The 17,187-nt window shown below is 71.8% G+C and carries 16 protein-coding genes; 9 read left to right on the top strand and 7 right to left on the bottom strand.

Translation table 11 applies throughout. The annotated features are described in order from the left end of the window. Nucleotides 1-29 precede the first annotated feature (29 nt). Nucleotides 30-512 (bottom strand): DUF1772 domain-containing protein, encoded by a 483-nt coding sequence (locus ACFV88_RS03165; RefSeq protein WP_385485408.1) that lies wholly within the window; start codon nucleotides 510-512, stop codon nucleotides 30-32. A gap of 151 nt (nucleotides 513-663) precedes the next feature. On the opposite strand from ACFV88_RS03165, the gene ACFV88_RS03160 reads away from it, so the two are divergent. Then, nucleotides 664-1,326, top strand: coding sequence for a uridine kinase (locus tag ACFV88_RS03160; RefSeq protein ID WP_385485406.1), 663 nt, complete (start codon nucleotides 664-666; stop codon nucleotides 1,324-1,326). Nucleotides 1,327-1,435: 109 nt separating this feature from the next. Beyond that, entirely contained in the window at nucleotides 1,436-1,855 is a 420-nt protein-coding gene (locus tag ACFV88_RS03155; RefSeq protein WP_385485404.1) for a CBS domain-containing protein, read from the top strand. A 13-nt stretch (nucleotides 1,856-1,868) separates the two neighbouring features. Here the strand turns inward: ACFV88_RS03155 and ACFV88_RS03150 are convergent, their stop codons facing one another. The 4 genes from ACFV88_RS03150 to ACFV88_RS03135 all read right to left on the bottom strand — a co-directional run bounded on the left by ACFV88_RS03150 (nucleotide 1,869) and on the right by ACFV88_RS03135 (nucleotide 6,168). Then, on the bottom strand, nucleotides 1,869-3,011 hold the full coding sequence (locus ACFV88_RS03150) for a magnesium and cobalt transport protein CorA (RefSeq protein WP_385485402.1): 1,143 nt from the start codon (nucleotides 3,009-3,011) through the stop codon (nucleotides 1,869-1,871). Between the two features lie 169 nt (nucleotides 3,012-3,180). After that, a complete protein-coding gene (locus ACFV88_RS03145) occupies nucleotides 3,181-4,458 on the bottom strand; it encodes an MFS transporter (RefSeq protein WP_385486004.1) in 1,278 nt (425 codons plus the stop codon). 143 nt (nucleotides 4,459-4,601) lie between these two features. After that, nucleotides 4,602-5,228: a methylated-DNA--[protein]-cysteine S-methyltransferase gene (locus tag ACFV88_RS03140; protein WP_385485400.1), complete on the bottom strand. Its 627-nt coding sequence runs from the start codon at nucleotides 5,226-5,228 to the stop codon at nucleotides 4,602-4,604. A gap of 46 nt (nucleotides 5,229-5,274) precedes the next feature. Beyond that, complete coding sequence (locus tag ACFV88_RS03135; RefSeq protein ID WP_385486002.1) at nucleotides 5,275-6,168, bottom strand: glycerophosphodiester phosphodiesterase; 894 nt, start codon at nucleotides 6,166-6,168, stop codon at nucleotides 5,275-5,277. Between the two features lie 280 nt (nucleotides 6,169-6,448). On the opposite strand from ACFV88_RS03135, the gene ACFV88_RS03130 reads away from it, so the two are divergent. From ACFV88_RS03130 to aroQ, 7 genes are all read left to right on the top strand, one after another. Beyond that, nucleotides 6,449-7,315, top strand: a complete 867-nt coding sequence (locus ACFV88_RS03130) for an MHYT domain-containing protein (protein ID WP_385485398.1) — start codon at nucleotides 6,449-6,451, stop codon at nucleotides 7,313-7,315. Between the two features lie 102 nt (nucleotides 7,316-7,417). After that, entirely contained in the window at nucleotides 7,418-9,553 is a 2,136-nt protein-coding gene (uvrB, locus tag ACFV88_RS03125; RefSeq protein WP_385485396.1) for an excinuclease ABC subunit UvrB, read from the top strand. A 159-nt stretch (nucleotides 9,554-9,712) separates the two neighbouring features. Beyond that, nucleotides 9,713-10,348, top strand: a complete 636-nt coding sequence (locus ACFV88_RS03120; protein ID WP_385485394.1) for a TerD family protein — start codon at nucleotides 9,713-9,715, stop codon at nucleotides 10,346-10,348. A 100-nt stretch (nucleotides 10,349-10,448) separates the two neighbouring features. Beyond that, nucleotides 10,449-12,428, top strand: coding sequence for a TerD family protein (locus tag ACFV88_RS03115; protein ID WP_385485392.1), 1,980 nt, complete (start codon nucleotides 10,449-10,451; stop codon nucleotides 12,426-12,428). A 314-nt stretch (nucleotides 12,429-12,742) separates the two neighbouring features. Further along, nucleotides 12,743-13,729 (top strand): TerC family protein, encoded by a 987-nt coding sequence (locus ACFV88_RS03110; protein ID WP_385485390.1) that lies wholly within the window; start codon nucleotides 12,743-12,745, stop codon nucleotides 13,727-13,729. A gap of 216 nt (nucleotides 13,730-13,945) precedes the next feature. Beyond that, entirely contained in the window at nucleotides 13,946-15,055 is a 1,110-nt protein-coding gene (locus tag ACFV88_RS03105) for a calcium:proton antiporter (protein ID WP_385485388.1), read from the top strand. Nucleotides 15,056-15,156: 101 nt separating this feature from the next. Then, nucleotides 15,157-15,639, top strand: a complete 483-nt coding sequence (gene aroQ, locus ACFV88_RS03100; protein WP_385485386.1) for a type II 3-dehydroquinate dehydratase — start codon at nucleotides 15,157-15,159, stop codon at nucleotides 15,637-15,639. A 12-nt stretch (nucleotides 15,640-15,651) separates the two neighbouring features. Here aroQ and ACFV88_RS03095 read toward each other — a convergent pair whose 3' ends face one another. Continuing rightward, on the bottom strand, nucleotides 15,652-16,308 hold the full coding sequence (locus ACFV88_RS03095; protein ID WP_385485384.1) for an MBL fold metallo-hydrolase: 657 nt from the start codon (nucleotides 16,306-16,308) through the stop codon (nucleotides 15,652-15,654). A gap of 105 nt (nucleotides 16,309-16,413) precedes the next feature. Continuing rightward, the gene (locus tag ACFV88_RS03090) at nucleotides 16,414-17,100 is read right to left on the bottom strand and encodes a maleylpyruvate isomerase family mycothiol-dependent enzyme (protein WP_385485382.1); all 687 of its coding nucleotides are present in this window, start codon (nucleotides 17,098-17,100) and stop codon (nucleotides 16,414-16,416) included. Nucleotides 17,101-17,187 lie beyond the last annotated feature (87 nt).

Below are 17,187 nucleotides of genomic sequence, written 5' to 3'. Positions count from 1 at the left end.
CGCGCCGGTGAGCGGGGGCGCGGCCCGGCTCACCGGGCGAGCGCCAGCACGTACAGCGCGCAGGACGCGAGCGCGGCGCCCGTACGGACGTGGTTGGCGCGCGTCCACTCGCGCGCCCAGGTCCGCCAGTACCCGGCGGTGTCCGGTCCTGCGGGGTCGACCTCCGCCAGCGCGTCGTTGCGCGGGAAGTGCGCCACGGCACTGAGCCCGAGGGTCCCGAACAGGTACAGTCCGGCGCCCGCCAGCAGCAGCACCCCGGTCGACCCGGGCCAGGACACCAGGGTGAACCCGACGATCACCGCGCTCAGCACCGCGCCGCCCGCGAACGCCACCATGACCCAGGGGCTCAGCGCCGTCCGGTTGATGGCCTGCATCGCCGCGACGCCCTGGGGCGGCGGCAACGAGACCAGCGCCCGCATCACGAAGGTGGAGAACGCGTACAGCGCCCCCGCCGTCAACCCGCACAGCAGTGCCCCCGCGAACACCACCACGAAGAACGCCCCGTCGATCATCACCGCTCCCCTCGTCCGGGGCCCGGTCCCGGGCCCGTGCTCCCAGTCAAGCCCCGGCCGCCTCGGCCGACCATGGCCGAGACGCGCACCGGCATGCGTCTGCGTACCCCCCCGCCCGGTGGCCCGCACCCGGCCCGGGGAGGATGGACCCGTGCGCCTGCAACCGATCACCTGGGACCGGCTCGCCCACGCCCTCGTCGAGCGGCTGCTCGCTCCGGAGGCCGACCGCGGACCCGACCCCGCCGCGGACCACGACACCGACCGCACCTGGCTGCGGATCGCCCTCGACGCCGCTCCGGCGGCCCGGCCCGCGGACCTGGCACAGCGGCTGGCCGAAGCGCTGCGGACGCGCGGCCGGGCCGCCGTGGTCATCGGGACGGAGGGCTTCCACCGTCCCGCCTCGCTCCGCTACGAACACGGCCGCGAGGACCCCGACTCCTACTACGACGGCTGGCTCGACACCGGCGCCCTGTGGCGGGAGGTGTTCGCGCCGCTGGACCCGGGAGGCACCGGCCTGGTGTTGCCCGACCTGTGGGACCCCGTCACGGACCGCGCCACCCGCAGCGCCCCCGCCGCCCTGCCGCCGGGCGGTGTGCTGCTGCTGCACGGCCCGTTCCTGCTCGGACACTGGTTCCCGTTCGACCTCACGGTGCACCTGGGGCTCTCCGCGGCGGCCTTGGAGCGCCGTACGCCCGCGGCGCAGCAGTGGACGCTGCCCGCCTTCGCCCGGTACGCGTCCGAGGTCGATCCGGCGGCCGTGGCGGACGTCCTCGTACGGGCTGACGACCCCGGGCGGCCGGCGTGGAACGGCTGACCCGGGGCGTCTCGGGTGCGGCCCCCTCCCGGTGCGGTGACAATGGAGGGCGCCGGGACTAGCGACGCGTCCCGCGCCGCGCCGGCCGTCCGGCACCGGGAGGTACCGCATGACCACCGCCGGAGACATCATGCACCGGGGCGCCCAGTGGATCCCCGCCCACGAGACCCTCGACCGTGCCGCCCAGCTGATGCGGGACCTGGGGGTCGGTGCCCTCCCCATCGCCGACGCCGACGAACGCCTCTGCGGCATCCTCACGGACCGCGACATCGTGATCGAGTGCGTGGCGATGGGCCACGACCCGGCCAAGGTCACCGCGGGCGACCTGGCCCAGGGCACCCCGCGCTGGGTCGACGCGGGCGCCGACGTGGACGAGGTGCTGAACGAGATGCAGGGTCATCAGATCCGGCGGTTGCCGGTCCTGGAGGACAAGCGTCTGGTCGGCATGATCAGCGAGGCGGACCTCGCCGGGCACCTGTCCGACGAGCAGATCGCCCACTGGGTCGAGAGCGTGTACGCCACGCGCTGACCCCGCCCGGAACTCAGAGCCAACCGTTGCGGCGGAACCCCCGGTACACCAGGACGCACGCCGTGGCGATCACGGTGAGCACGGCCGGGTAACCGTACGGGGACCGGAGTTCGGGCATGTGCGTGAAGTTCATGCCGTAGACCCCGCACACCATCGTCGGGACCGCGATGATGGCCGCCCAGGCGGTGATCTTCCGCATGTCGGCGTTCTGGGCCACCGTCACCTGCGCCAGATGGGCCTGGAGGATCGAGTTGAGGAGGTCGTCGAAGGCGCTGATCTGCTCGCCGACCCGCAACAGGTGGTCGGCGACGTCCCGGAAGTACGTCTGCATCTCCGGGTCCACGGACCGCGTCGGGTGACCGGAGAGGATCTGGAGCGGTCGGTTCAGGGGGAGGACGGCCCGCTTCAGCTCCAGCAGTTCGCGCTTGAGCTGGTACACCCGGCCGGGGTCGACCCGGGCACCGCCCTCGGCGAACACCGCGGACTCGATCTGGTCCATGTCGGCCTGGATCGCGTCGGTGACCCGGAGGTAGTCGTCGACCACGTGGTCGGCCACGGCGTGCAGCACCGCGGCCGGCCCCTTTGCCAGCCGCTCCGGCTCGGACTCCAACTCCTCCCGGACCGGGCCGAGCGAACCGTGCTGGCCGTGCCGGACGGTGATGACGAACCCGCGGCCGACGAAGACCATGAGCTCCCCGGTGTCCACCACCTCGCTGGTCGCGGTGAGTTCGGCGTGCTCCACGTAGGCGACGGTCTTGAACACCGCGAACAGCGTCTCCCCGTAGCGTTCCACCTTCGGCCGCTGGTGCGCGTGGACGGCGTCCTCCACCGCGAGGGGGTGCAGGTCGAACAGCTCGGCGATGCCCGCGAACTGTTCCTCCGTCGGTTCGTGGAGCCCCATCCAGAAGAAGCCGTCGCCGCGGGCGCGGACCCGTTCCACGGCCCGGGCCAGCGCCTCGCCGGTCAGCGCCGGCCCGTCCGTCTGCCGCACCCCGCCCTGGTAGCGCACGCAGTTGACGACGGCCGAACCCAGCGGGGAGCGGGCGGGGTGGCTGAGGTCGACCCGCCGGCGGCCACGGGTCAACTGCGCCACCTTGCGCAGGCCGCCGACTCCCCGGAGGCCACCGGCCTTCCGCAGACTTCCCGCCATCGACATGCCGAACTCCTCGCGTCGTACTGCGATGTGGCGGGTCAGTCTGCCAGCCCCCGGGGTGCCGTGGGGACGTGGGCGGGGGTCCCCCAGTGCTCCCGCTCACCCTGGTGGCCTGCGGGTTCGCCCCTCGCGCCCCTTGCGCAACAGCGGGCTCCGCACGTCCCGACCGGCGCTAGACTCCGCCGCCCCGACGAGGAGCCGCATTCCGGTCCGCTCGCCGGGTGAGCAGGGTCAACGCGCTCAGCGGGAGCAACAGCAGCGCGGCCCAGAGGTTCAGCCAGGCGTACCCGGCCGCCGCCACCACGAGTCCCGCAAGGGCGCCGCCCACCCCCGCTGCCGCGCTCATGACCAGGTCGGACAGGCCCTGGGCAGCTGCCTGCGCGGCCTTCGGGACCGACTCGGTGAGCAGCGCCGAACCGGCCACCAGCGCCGCCGACCAGCCCAGCCCCAACAGGAAGAGACCGGCCGCGGTCCGGCCGTGCGCACCGCCCGAGGTACCTGCGAGGAGAGCGGCGCACGCCAGCAGCACCACCGACAGTCCGATCACCGCATCGCGCCCCAGCCGGTCCGACAACCACCCCATGACCGGGGAGAAGGCGTACATGCCGGCGATGTGACCGCTGATCACCAGACCGATCAGCTCGATGCCGGCGCCGTGGTGCCCTAGGTGCACCGGGGTCATCGCCATGACCCCCACCATCACCGTGTGCCCGAGCGTGACGGTCACCAGCGCCAGCCGGGCCCGGGGCGACGCCGAGACGGCCGCGAAGCCCACGCGCAGGGTGCCGCCCCGCCCCGGCGCCGCATCGCCGGGGGACAGGGCGCGGGCCACCAGCAGCGGATCGGGTCGCATCAGGAGCGCGACCACCCCCGCGGCGGCCAGGAACACCCCCACCGCCCACAGGAACGGCCCGGCGGTCTCCGGCACCCCGAGCGGGGCGGCGCTCGCCCCGGCCGGACCCGCGATGTTCGGGCCGAGGACCGCGCCGATGGTGGTGGCCCACACGACGTGGGAGATGGCCCGTGCCCGGTGGCCGGGTTCCGCGAGGTCCGCCGCGGCGAACCTCGCCTGGAGGTTCGCCGCGGTCGCCGCACCGAACGCCGCCATGCCGAGCAGCAGCAGCGGGAAGCTGTCCACCACCCCCGCGACCACGATCACCCCGGCGCCGACCGCTCCGATCAGGTACCCCAGCACCAGCCCGGCGCGTCGGCCGCGGGCGTTCATCAGCGCCGCCAGCGGCAGCGCCAGGAGGGCCGTCCCGGCGACCGTCGCGGTGGGGGCGAGCCCCGCCAGGGAACCGGTTCCGCTGACCTCCTCGGCCAGCACCGCGGACAGGGCCACCCCGATGGCGACCCCGAGTCCGCCGAGTATCTGGCTGGATATCAGGGCGGTCGACACCCGTCGGCGCAGCGCGGGCAGGTCCTCCGGGACGGCCACCGGGTTCGTCACCGCGACGCTCGGGCCGCGGTCGGGTCCGGGCCGGGGGACCGTGGTGTCGGGTTCGGGCGTGCTGGAAGGATTCACCGACGCAGTCTGACAGGGCACCTGCCCCTCGGAACACTCAATTGACCTGCGCAAACAGCGGGGAGCCCTTAGAACAGGGGTTGCGGCAGGACGCCCTCCAGCGCCAGCAGCGTCCGCTTGGCCTCCAGCCCGCCCCCGAAGCCGCCGATGCCGCCGTCCCGCTCGACGACCCGGTGGCAGGGCACGACGACGGGCAGCGGGTTGGCGCCCATGGCCGCCCCCACGGCCTGCGCGGCGCCGGGCTGTCCGACCCGACCGGCCAACTCCCCGTACCCCGCGACCGCGCCGTAGGGCACGCCCGCCAGCAGCTCCCGCAGCACCTCGCGGTGGAACCCCGAGACCAACGACCAGTCCAGGGGCACGGTGAAGGTGCGCAGTTCGCCGGCGAAGTACGCCGCCACCTGGCGGATCGCCTCCGCGAGCAGCGGGTCGGCGGGGGCGTGCACAGGCCGGGTGCCCAGCCGGGCCGCCAGGGCGTCCAGGGTGTCGTCCCGCACCGCGTCCGTGGAGTGGAAGCCGACCGTGACCAGACCCCGGTCCGTGGTGACCAGGAGCAGCGGGCCGATGGTGCTGTCGACGACCTCCCAGGCGGGGGCCCGGGTGCCCGGGCGGAGGCCGCCGGACCCACCCGTGCCGCCCGTGCTGGCGCTGCTGTCCGTGCCCTCGGCGTGCTGCCCGTCGTCCCTGCTCACCATGCGGCCCACCGTACGCCCACCCCCTGACAGCGCGGGCCCGCCGCCGTCAGTCGACCTGACCGAGCGCCTCCGCCACGACGTCGGGGGTGTTGGTGATGATGCCGTCCACGCCGTTGCGGGCGGCCAGCCGCGCCTCCGGCGCCGCGTTCACCGTCCAGGTGTTCACCTCCAGACGGCGGCCGTGCGGCCCGCCGAAGCTCTGCACGGCCGCCACGTACGCCGCGGACACCGTGCTGTGCTTCGGGTTGATCTGGTCCGTGAACTGCGCGTACCAGGGCAGTGCCGCGAGCGAGGGGGTGCCGAGGAAACCGGTGCGCACGTCGGGGCGGGCGCCGTGCAGGGTACGGATGCTGTCCGTGCTGAAGCTCTGGACGACGAGCCGGTTCCTGAGATGGCGCTGGTTGAGCCAGCGTTCCTCGCCGAGCACCCGCAGGACGTCGTCCTCGATCCCCGGGTACTGCTCCGGGGCCTTGATCTCCATGAGCAGCTTCTGGTCGTTGACGTCGACCCGCCGCAGGTAGTCGCGCAGGGTGGGCACCCGGGTGCCCGCGTACTCCTCGCCCTTCCAGCCGCCCGCGTCCAGGCGGGAGACCTCCGCCGCGGTGAAGTCGGCGACCTTCCACGGCGACCGTCCGGGGAAGACCTGTTCGGCGTTGGTGGTGCGCTGGAGGTCGGTGTCGTGGATCACCACGAGGACGCCGTCCTTGGTGCGCTGGACGTCGTTCTCGACCCAGTCGACGCCCAGCTGGTCCGCCCGGTCCACCGCGGCGAGGGTGTTCTCGGGCGCCTGGGCCGAAGCGCCGCGATGGGCGATCACGGCCACCTGGTCCTCGGTGGCGAGGGCCTGGCTGGACAGGGCGGGCAGGACCACGGCCGCCGCGCCCAACACGACGACCGAGGACACCGCTCCCGTCCGTAGGGGTACCGGCAGTTTTCGCATCATATGAACGAGCACGGGGTCGACCCTGCCAGCACCATCGCAACGGACCGTGTACGGCGCGTGCACACGCGCGGAACGGATGACCCGGTCGGACGCATGTCCGACGCGGAAGCGGGACCGAGGGTGCGGAGCGGAACGAACACGATTCTTTGAACCGGAATCGCTCGTACGTTCCTTCTGGGGTCATAATCTCGTTGCAGCCCATGACGTTCCGGGCCCTGGGAAGGGGGAAACGGACGCCAACAGGGGGGTTCGCACAGAGCGAAAGGCAAACCGTTTCATGCAAGGCACCGTCGACGGCTTCAGCTACGGATGGGTCACCCCGGTCATCGCGTACGTGATGGCCTGCCTGGGCGCGGGGCTCGGCCTGCGCTGCACCACCAGATCGCTGCTCATCACCGACTCCTGGCGGCCCGGCTGGCTGCTGATGGGCTCCGCGGCCATCGGCTCCGGCATCTGGACCATGCACTTCGTCGCGATGATGGGCTTCACCATCCAGGAAACGCCCATCCGCTACGACGTCAAGCTGACGTTCGCCAGCCTGGCCGTGGCGATCGTCATGGTCGGCGTGGGGGTCTTCATCGTCGGCTACAAGGGCGCGACCAAGGCTTCCCTGTTCACCGGCGGCACCCTCACCGGCCTCGGCGTCGCCTCCATGCACTACATGGGCATGGCGGCCATGCACATGAACGGGCGCCTCGTCTACGACACCGGTGTCGTCGTCCTGTCGGTCGTCGTCGCCGTGGTCGCCGCGACCGCCGCCCTGTGGGCCGCCGCCCAGGTGCGCGGCTTCCGCTGGACGCTCGGCGCCAGCCTGGTCATGGGCATCGCCGTCACCGGGATGCACTACACGGGGATGGCCGCGCTCAGCGTGAAGCTCCACGGAATCCCCGGCAACCCCGACGGCGACTCGCCCGCGGAACTGCTCACCCCGATGCTGATCGGTCCGCTGGTGTTCCTGCTGCTCGCCGGCGTGGTTGTGATGTTCGACCCGATGCTCATCATGGGCCGCACGGAGTGGGAGACCGCCCGGGCCCGCGACGAAGCCCGGCTGGCGCCCCCCGCACCGGCCGACCCGTCCCTCTTCGACACCTCCGGCCCGGTCCCCGCCCCGTCCGCCGCCCCGCCCGGCCCGCAGAACTGGTGACCCGCATCGGGCCGGCCCGCACGACGCGGCGCCGGCCCGGTCGGCGCCGCCTCCGCGCCCGGCCCGCCCCCGATGTCAGTGGCGCGCCGTACGGTGGGTGTCATGCGGCCCGTATCCCATATCGAACGCACGGTGGCACCCTTCGAGGTCGTCAGCCCCTTCAGCCCCAGTGGCGACCAGCCCGCGGCCATCGCCGAGCTCGACCGGCGCATCCGCGCGGGTGAGAAGGACGTCGTCCTGCTCGGGGCGACCGGCACCGGCAAGTCCGCGACCACCGCGTGGATGATCGAGAAGCTCCAGCGCCCCACCCTGGTGATGGCACCGAACAAGACCCTGGCCGCCCAGCTGGCGAACGAGTTCCGCGAGCTGCTGCCGAACAACGCCGTCGAGTACTTCGTCTCGTACTACGACTACTACCAGCCCGAGGCGTACGTCCCCCAGTCGGACACGTACATCGAGAAGGACTCCTCGATCAACGAGGAGGTGGAACGGCTGCGGCACTCCGCGACGAACTCCCTGCTCACCCGGCGTGACGTCGTCGTGGTCGCCTCCGTCTCCTGCATCTACGGCCTCGGCACGCCGCAGGAGTACGTCGACCGCATGGTCTCCCTGAAGGTCGGCGACGAGGTCGACCGGGACGAGCTGCTGCGCCGCTTCGTCGACATCCAGTACACCCGCAACGACACGGCGTTCACCCGGGGCACCTTCCGGGTGCGCGGCGACACCATCGAGATCTTCCCGGTCTACGAGGAGCTCGCCGTCCGGATCGAGATGTTCGGCGACGAGATCGAGGCCCTCTCCACCCTCCACCCGCTCACCGGCGAGATCATCTCCGACGACCAGCGGCTGCACGTGTTCCCCGCCACGCACTACGTGGCCGGCCCCGAGCGCCTGGAACGCGCGGCGAACGACATCGAGAAGGAACTGACGGACCGGCTGGCCGAGCTGGAGAAGCAGGGCAAGCTCCTGGAGGCGCAGCGGCTGCGGATGCGCACCACGTACGACCTGGAGATGCTCCGCCAGATCGGCTCCTGCTCCGGCGTGGAGAACTACTCGATGCACTTCGACGGCCGCGAACCGGGCTCCCCGCCGAACACGCTGCTGGACTACTTCCCCGAGGACTTCCTCCTCGTCATCGACGAGTCGCACGTCACGGTCCCCCAGATCGGCGCCATGTACGAGGGGGACGCCTCCCGCAAGCGCACCCTGGTCGACCACGGCTTCCGACTGCCCTCCGCGCTCGACAACCGCCCGCTGAAGTGGGAGGAGTTCCAAAAGCGCATCGACCAGACCGTCTACCTGTCCGCGACGCCGGGGAACTACGAGCTGTCGCGCGGAGACGGTTTCGTCGAGCAGATCATCCGCCCCACCGGCCTGATCGACCCCGAGGTCGTCGTCAAGCCCACCGAGGGCCAGATCGACGACCTGGTGCACGAGATCCGCAAGCGCACCGAGCGCGACGAACGCGTCCTCGTCACCACCCTCACCAAGAAGATGGCCGAGGACCTCACGGACTACTTCCTGGAGCTGGGCATCCAGGTCCGCTACCTGCACAGCGACGTGGACACGCTGCGCCGCGTCGAGCTCCTGCGGGAGCTGCGGGCCGGGGAGTACGACGTCCTGGTCGGCATCAACCTGCTGCGCGAGGGGTTGGACCTCCCCGAGGTCTCCCTCGTCGCGATCCTCGACGCCGACAAGGAGGGCTTCCTGCGCTCGGGCACCTCGTTGATCCAGACCATCGGACGCGCGGCCCGCAACGTCTCCGGACAGGTCCACATGTACGCCGACAAGATCACCGCGGCCATGGACAAGGCGATCGAGGAGACCAACCGCCGCCGGGAGAAGCAGGTCGCGTACAACAAGGAGCGGGGCATCGACCCGCAGCCCCTCCGCAAGAAGATCAACGACATCGTGGCGACCATCGCCCGCGAAGAGGTCGACACCGAGCAACTGCTCGGCACCGGCTACCGGGCGGCCAAGGACGGCAAGCCGACGAAGACCCCCGTCCCCGCACGGGGCGCCGCGGGCCAGGGGGCCAAGGGCAAGGGTGGGGCCAAGGCGGCCCGGGTGCCCACGGACCGTCCCGCCGCGGAGCTCGCCGAGCAGATCGAGGAGATGACCGCCCGGATGCGCGCCGCCGCGGCGGACCTCCAGTTCGAGATCGCGGCACGACTGCGCGACGAGGTGTCGGAGATGAAGAAGGAACTGCGGCAGATGAAGGAAGCCGGACAGGCCTGACCGCACGGTCGGGGCCACGGCGGGGGAGCGGTCGGCCGGTGTGTTGCAAGAGCGACACAAATGCCGAACGCCGGGGCGGCGTTGTCGCTGCCCGTGCGTAGGGTTCTCGACAACCGCGTTCACCGCGGTAACAGGGGACGGTTCGAGAGGGGACAGCGCGTGACGGTCAACATGACCAAGGGCCAGGCCATCAACCTGGAGAAGAACGACGGGGGCACCCTGACCGCGGTGCGCATGGGACTCGGCTGGCAGGCCGCGCCGCGCCGAGGGCTGTTCGGCTCGCGCACCCGGGAGATCGACCTCGACGCGTCGGCGGTGCTCTTCGCCGACAAGAGCCCCGTGGACGTGGTGTTCTTCCGGCACCTCGTCAGTGATGACGGTTCCGTGCGGCACACCGGGGACAACGTCGTCGGCGGGGTCGGGCAGGGCGGCGACGACGAGGCCATCGTCGTCGACCTCCAGCGCCTGCCGGTCCACATCGACCAGATCGTCTTCACGGTGAACTCCTTCACCGGGCAGACCTTCGCCGAGGTCCAGAACGCGTTCTGTCGCCTCGTGGACGAGACGAACGGCCAGGAGCTGGCCCGCTACTCGCTCGACGGCAGCGAGGCCGGCGGGATCTCCAAGGGCCGGGCGCCGGCGGGGCCGGTGGGCGACGCCTGGAAGCGGTCCACCGCGCAGATCATGGCCAAGGTCCACCGCGCGGGTGCCGGCTGGCAGATGACCGCCGTCGGACAGGCGGCCAACGGCCGCACGTTCCAGGACCTCATGCCGGCGATCCTGCCGCACCTGTAGACCACGGGGCCGGCAGGGCCGCCGGCCTGGGGTTCCGCGGGCTCGCCACCCGAGCCGGCCAGCTGGACGCACGCCAGTCAGACACAGGGGGACACGGGCAATGACGGCCGAACTGGTCCGGGGGCAGAACCACCCCCTCACCCGGACCCGTCTGGAGGTACGGGTGTCGGCCGGCGGACGGGTCGTCGTCGCCGCCACGCTCGGTGACGCATCGGGCCGGGTGCTCGACACCGACGGGGTCGCCCACCCGGGTGCCCCGTCGATCCCCGGCCTGGAGACCTCCCCGGGCGCCGCCGCCGACCACCGTCTCGCCCTGGACCTGGAGGCGCTGCCGGACACCGTGCACCGGGTCCACCTCCTGCTCGCCCTCCCGAGGTCCGGTGAGCGTCCGGCCGGTTTCGGGGCGCTGCCCGCGCCCTTCACGGCCCTCGTCGGTCCCGACGGCACCGAGCTCGTCAGCTACACGGTGACCGGGCTGGGCGCCGAGTCCGCGGTCGTCGCCCTGGAGATCTACCGCAGACGGGACGCCTGGAAGGTCCGCGCGGTCGGCCAGGGGTACGCGGGCGGTCTGGTCGACCTCTTCGGCGACCAGGGTCTGCCGGGGGCGGCCGAGCTGGCCGCCGCGATCGACGAAGCCGTGGCCCGCAGCGAGCCCCGCCCCACCGGCGGGACCCGGGCGGCCGGGGTCCCCGTCGAGCGCTCCGCCACCGTCGACGGCGCCGCGGGGGGCTCCGCGGGAACGGGTAGCCCCGCGAAGCCCCTGCCGACCGCTCCGCCGGCCCGGAACGACGACGGCCCCATCGACTACACCCACCGTCACCGCGCTCCAGCGGCCCCAGCTGCTCCACCGGCCCCGACAGCCTCAGCAGCCCCGGTCGACGCGCCCGGCCCGGCCGCTTCACCGCCTCCACCGTCCGTGCCGTCCGTGCCGTCAGCGTCGGCCGGTCGGGGCCCCGTCGCGGGCGACGCCGCCGGCTGGTCGCCGGACGAGCGGCTCTACAACCAGGTCTGGGGCATGTTCGAAGACCTGGCCCGGAGCGTCTCCGCGTACCGCAGCGCCGTCGACTTCGCCGAGTCCCGCCGCGAACAGGAACTCGACCGCGCCCTCGCGGACCCCCACGCCCGCATCGGCGGGGCGAGTGACGCGGCCCGTGAGTCGGCCCGGGCCAAGTACGTCTCCCTGGTCGACCGGGCCAGGGCCGTCCTCGACCGCGACCTCGCCCAGCTCACGGCCGAGTCCGCCGTCGTGGAAACCGCCCTGCCCGCCGCCTTCGCCCGCTGGGACAACGCCGTGTGGCAGGCGTACCGGGCTCCGGACGAGGCCCCCATGGCACTGCGGATGGGCGACCTCCACCTGCCCGAGGCGGACCGGCTGCGCATCCCCATGCTCGTACGGCTCCCGCTGGAGCGCGGCCTGTGGATCGACAGCGGCCGCCTTGAGGGTGTTCCCGCCTCCTCGGCCGACGGGGACACCCTCAGGCGCCTCGCCCTGGAGACCGCGGTCGCCCACGCCGCCCGCATGCTCGCGGCGCACCCGCCAGGCCAGCTCACCCTCCACGTCATCGACGCGGCCGGGGCCGGTACGAACGCGCTCGCCCCGCTGCTCGACAGCGGAGTCCTCGCCGCGCCCCCGGCGCGCGGGGCCCACGGGGTGAACCGGACGCTGGAACACCTCACCCGGCGGGTCGACCTCGTCCAGATGGCGCTGCGCAACCAGGCCGTGGACGCCCTGCCCGACGACCTGGACACCGCGCGGCAGCTCCTGATCCTCCACGACTTCCCGCACGGCTTCGACGACCGGGCCGTCACCCGGTTGCGCTACCTCGCCGACGAGGGGCCCGAGGTCGGGGTGCACCTCCTGATGGTCGCCGACCGTGAGGACGCCGCCGCCTACGGTCCGCTGCTCGATCCGCTCTGGCGCTCGCTCCTGCGGTTGACGCCCGTTCCGGACGACCACCTCGCCGATCCCTGGGTCGGACACGCCTGGACCTACGAGCCGCTGCTCCCGCCGTCCGGCGGGCGGGTCCTCCACCGGGTGCTGGCCGAGGTGGCCGCCGCCCGGCGGACACGGGGCAGCTGAGGGCACGAGGGCCGGTCAATGCCACCCGAATGGGTCAATGTAGGTGACAAGATGCCCTAAAACCCATCCTGACCAGGTGACTTGGCTCTCACTTTACCTTCTGCTTTACCGCTCTTTGATCCTTCGGGTAACCTGGCTCACGCGGAGGGGAGTACTCCCTAATCTGCGGCGTACCCGTCAATACGGACCCGACAGGGACCCGGGGCGCCGGCCCATGGAACACAGGACGTCACACGTCCCGCGCTCTTCGGGTGGAAGAGACCTCCGGCAGCGGACGACGCTGGAACCTGCCGTTACGTACTGCCGGAGGCGCAGTGGATGTTTCTATGACCCTATGGGTCCTCACCATCGTGGGCTTGTGTGTCCTGATCGGGGCCGACTTCTTCATCGGTCGCAAGCCGCACGACGTGTCCATCAAGGAAGCCGGCATCTGGACAATCGTCTGGATCGTGCTGGCCGCCCTGTTCGGTATCGGCCTCTGGATCTGGGGCGGTGCCACCCCCGCCGGTGAGTTCTTCGCCGGATACATCACCGAGAAGTCACTGAGCGTCGACAACCTGTTCGTCTTCGTCCTGATCATGGCGAAGTTCGCGGTTCCGACCCAGTACCAGCAGCGCGTGCTGCTGATCGGCGTGCTCATCGCCCTGGTGCTCCGGGCGATCTTCATCGCGGCCGGTGCCGCGATCATCGCCAACTTCTCCTGGGTCTTCTACATCTTCGGTGCCTTCCTCATCTACACCGCCTGGAAGCTGATCCAGGAGGCGCGTGCCGACGAGGACGACGAGGACTGGGACGAGAACCGCCTCCTCAAGGCCGCGGAGAAGCGCTTCGGCGTGGCGAGCGAGTACCACGGCACCAAGCTCTGGATCGTCGAGAACGGCAAGAAGATCATGACCCCGATGCTGGTGGTCATGCTGGCCATCGGCACCACGGACATCCTCTTCGCCCTGGACTCCATCCCCGCGATCTTCGGCCTGACCCAGGACCCGTACATCGTCTTCACGGCCAACGCATTCGCCCTGATGGGTCTGCGCCAGCTGTACTTCCTCATCGGTGGTCTCCTCAAGAAGCTGGTCCACCTCAGCTACGGCCTCTCGGTGATCCTCGGCTTCATCGGCATCAAGCTCGTGCTGCACGCGCTGCACGAGAGCGGTGTCAACGTTCCGGAGATCTCCATCCCGGTCTCGCTGGGCGTGATCTGTGCGGTGCTCGTCATCACGACGATCACCAGCCTCATGGCCTCCAAGAAGAAGGCCCGCGAAGAGGCCGAGGCCGCCGAGCACCAGGGCGTCGACCTCTGATCCCCGCTTGACCCCGCCGGCCGGTGGGCCCCGCCCACCGGCCGCACCCGGTCCCCGGACCGGGACCCGCACGCGAGCGACAGCCGCCGACCGTCCAGGTCGGCGGCTGTCGGCCGTTTTGCCGCGCCCCCGCAGTCGAACGGCGCGCTTCGCCCGGCTCCGCATGGGTGTTGACCCGTCTGGAACCCTTTGGTGCGTGATCGTACGATCAGACACATGATCGTTCGGCTTCGAGAGCTCGCATCCCGCTGGACCGAGGCGGTGCCAGTCCTCGCCGTGCTGCTCCTCGCCGTCACCTGGCGGCGCGACCTGGCCGGCGTTTCCGTCGGCCTGGTCACCCTGGTGCTGGCCCTGGCCGTGCTCGCCGCCGTGCACCACGCCGAGGTCGTCGCCCACCGGGTCGGCGAACCCCTCGGCTCCCTGGTGCTGGCGGTCGCCGTGACGATCATCGAAGTCGCGCTGATCGTCACCCTGATGCTCGACGGCGGCGACAAGAGCGCCACGCTGGCCCGCGACACCGTCTTCGCCGCCGTCATGATCACCTGCAACGGCATCATGGGCCTGAGCCTCCTCGCCGCCTCCCTGCGCCACCGGGTCGCCGTCTTCAATCCCGAGGGCACCGGCGCGGCCCTGGCCACCGTGGCCACCATCGCCACCCTCAGCCTGGTCCTGCCGACCTTCACCACCAGCAAGCCGGGCCCCGAGTTCTCCACCTCGCAGCTCACCTTCGCCGCCCTGGCGTCCCTGGTCCTGTACGGACTGTTCGTCGCGACCCAGACCGTGCGCCACCGGTCGTACTTCCTGCCGATCAACCGCCGCGGCGAGGTCATCGACACGGCCTCCGCGGACGACACCGCCGAGCGGCCGAGCAACCGTGCCGCCTACACCAGCCTGACCATGCTCACCCTGGCCCTGGTGGGGGTCGTGGGGCTCGCCAAGGGGGTCTCGCCGACCATCGAGTCCGGCGTCGAAGCGGCCGGGATGCCGCACGCCGTGGTCGGTGTGATCATCGCCCTGCTCGTCCTGCTGCCCGAGACGATCGCCGCACTGCGCGCCGCCCGTCGCGACCGGGTGCAGATCAGCCTCAACCTGGCCCTCGGGTCGGCCATGGCCAGCATCGGGCTGACCATCCCGGCCGTGGCCGTCGCCTCCATCTGGCTGTCCGGCCCGCTGGTGCTCGGGCTGAGCGCCACCCACATGGTGCTGCTCGCGCTCACGGTCGTGGTCGGCACCCTCACCGTGGTGCCCGGCCGGGCCACCCCCCTCCAGGGCGGGGTGCACCTGGTCCTGCTCGCCGCCTATCTGGTGCTCGCCGTGAACCCCTGACCTACGCGGCCCTACGCGGCCCTGTCCAGCGCCCGGGCAGGGCGTGCGCGGGCGCGTGATAGACCTCCCCTGACGTGCCGCACCGACCCGGAGGCCCCGCGATGACCCGTCCCGCCCGCTCCCTCGCCACTGCGCCGATCATGGTCCTGAACGGTCCCAACCTGAACCTGTTGGGACTGCGTCAGCCCGATGTCTACGGCCACGCCACGCTCGCGGACGTGGAGGCGCTGTGCACGCGGACGGCCGCGGCCCACGGGGGCACGGTCGACTTCCGGCAGTCCAACCACGAGGGGGAGCTGGTGGACTGGATCCACGAGGCGCGCCTCGACCACCTCGGCGTGGTCATCAACCCCGCCGCGTACTCCCACACCTCCGTCGCGCTGCTCGACGCGCTCAACGCCTGCGACGGGCTGCCCGTGGTGGAGGTGCACATCTCGAACGTCCACCGGCGCGAGGCGTTCCGGCACCACTCCTACGTCTCGCAGCGCGCCGACGGGGTCATCGCGGGCTGCGGCATCCAGGGGTACGCGTTCGGCGTCGAGCGGGTGGTGGCCCTGGCCGTCGAGCGGGAGGCGGCCGGCTGACCGTCCCGGCCGTCACCAGCCGCGGGCCCGCCACTCGGGGAGCTGGGGGCGTTCGGCGCCCAGGGTGGTGTCCTTGCCGTGGCCCGGGTAGACCCAGGTCTCGTCGGGCAGTACGTCGAAGACCTTGGTCTCCACGTCGTTCAGCAGGTGGGTGAAGGCGACGGGGTCCTTGCGGGTGTTACCGACGCCCCCGGGGAAGAGGCAGTCGCCGGTGAAGACGTGCGGAGGGCCGTGCGGGTCGTCGTAGACCAGGGCGATCGACCCGGGGGTGTGGCCCCTCAGGTGGACGGCGCGCAACTCCACGCGGCCGACCCGCAGGGTGTCCCCGTCGGCGACCGGGACGTCCGTCGGGACGGGGATGCCCTCGGCGTCGTACCGGCCCGCGTAGGTGCGGGCGCCGGTCGCGGCGACGACCTCGGCGAGGGCCTGCCAGTGGTCCGCGTGCCGGTGGGTGGTGACGACGGAGCCGATGCCGTCCGTGCCGATCAGGGTGAGCAGGGTCCGGGCGTCGTTGGCGGCGTCGATCAGCAGTTGCGCGTCGGTGGCCCGACACCGCAGCAGATAGGCGTTGTTCTCCATCGGGCCGACGGCGACCTTGGAGATCATCAGGTCCTGCAACTCGTGCACGTCCGCGGGCCCGCCGACCTTCACCACTCCGCTGTACGTCATGGGCCCAGCCTACTCAGCGGCCGGCGTCCGGGGGCCTGCTCCGGGGTTCCCGCGGCGGGGGCGGGGGCGGGACCACGAGAACCGGTCCCGCCCCCGCCGGGGGCGTCACAGGGGCGGCAGGGCGGGCAGCGGGCCTCCGGTGGCGGTGAGCGTCGACCCGTCGCGGCGTCCGGCGAGCCAGCCGAGGAGGTCGGGCTGACGGCCGGTGACGGTGAGCGGGGTCCCGCCGTGGCTCCCGGTGGGGACCACCCGTCCGTCGTCCTGCCGGATCAGTACGGCGGGAACCCCGTCCAGACCGCGGAACCGCTCCGCCAGGAAGAGGATCTCCTGCTGGACGAACGTGGGGGACAGGTCCTCCAACTCGTAACCGACGTCCAGGTCGACGTGATGGAGCTCGACCTCCACCAGACGACGGAAGGGGATGCGCGACGCCGTGTCCCGGACCCCGCCCCGCAGTTCCACCGTGCGGGACCAGTCCGCCGGGATCTGGGCGGCCGTCCACAGGCGTTCCGCGCTCTCACGGACGTCCTTGGCCTGGGTGTCCAGGTCACGGTGGGCGTCGCGTTCGATGTCGTTGTTCCGTGCGTCGGCACTGCTGTACATGGGGTGACCGGCGAGGACGTTCACGAGGGCGTCGGCATTGCGGGCCAGGTGGGCGAGGAGGTGGCCCCGCGTCCAGCCCGGCAGCCGTGACGGTCCGGCGAGCGAGGCGTTGTCCATGGGGGCGACCGCGCCGAGGAGCCGTTCGGTCGCGTCACGTACAGCTGTCAGATCGCGTACATGATCATTCATGCCCACGACGATAGCCCCGCCACACGTTCGGGTGAAGGCGGCGTCCCACAGACGGAAATCGAATGCACGTGCTATAAGGTCGGACTC

This window comes from Streptomyces sp. NPDC059816, assembly GCF_042732055.1.
GTDB lineage: Bacteria > Actinomycetota > Actinomycetes > Streptomycetales > Streptomycetaceae > Streptomyces.
This window is presented reverse-complemented; position numbering and strand designations above follow the sequence as displayed.

Bases quoted from the DNA above. Each gene is read 5' to 3' on its own strand.
- ACFV88_RS03165 (WP_385485408.1), bottom strand. From the start codon at position 512: ATGATCGACGGGGCGTTCTTCGTGGTGGTGTTCGCGGGGGCACTGCTG.
- ACFV88_RS03155 (WP_385485404.1), top strand. From the start codon at position 1,436: ATGACCACCGCCGGAGACATCATGCACCGGGGCGCCCAGTGGATCCCC.
- ACFV88_RS03150 (WP_385485402.1), bottom strand. From the start codon at position 3,011: ATGTCGATGGCGGGAAGTCTGCGGAAGGCCGGTGGCCTCCGGGGAGTC.
- ACFV88_RS03140 (WP_385485400.1), bottom strand. From the start codon at position 5,228: ATGGTGAGCAGGGACGACGGGCAGCACGCCGAGGGCACGGACAGCAGC.
- ACFV88_RS03135 (WP_385486002.1), bottom strand. From the start codon at position 6,168: ATGCGAAAACTGCCGGTACCCCTACGGACGGGAGCGGTGTCCTCGGTC.
- ACFV88_RS03130 (WP_385485398.1), top strand. From the start codon at position 6,449: ATGCAAGGCACCGTCGACGGCTTCAGCTACGGATGGGTCACCCCGGTC.
- uvrB (WP_385485396.1), top strand. From the start codon at position 7,418: ATGCGGCCCGTATCCCATATCGAACGCACGGTGGCACCCTTCGAGGTC.
- ACFV88_RS03115 (WP_385485392.1), top strand. From the start codon at position 10,449: ATGACGGCCGAACTGGTCCGGGGGCAGAACCACCCCCTCACCCGGACC.
- ACFV88_RS03105 (WP_385485388.1), top strand. From the start codon at position 13,946: ATGATCGTTCGGCTTCGAGAGCTCGCATCCCGCTGGACCGAGGCGGTG.
- aroQ (WP_385485386.1), top strand. From the start codon at position 15,157: ATGACCCGTCCCGCCCGCTCCCTCGCCACTGCGCCGATCATGGTCCTG.
- ACFV88_RS03095 (WP_385485384.1), bottom strand. From the start codon at position 16,308: ATGACGTACAGCGGAGTGGTGAAGGTCGGCGGGCCCGCGGACGTGCAC.
- ACFV88_RS03090 (WP_385485382.1), bottom strand. From the start codon at position 17,100: ATGAATGATCATGTACGCGATCTGACAGCTGTACGTGACGCGACCGAA.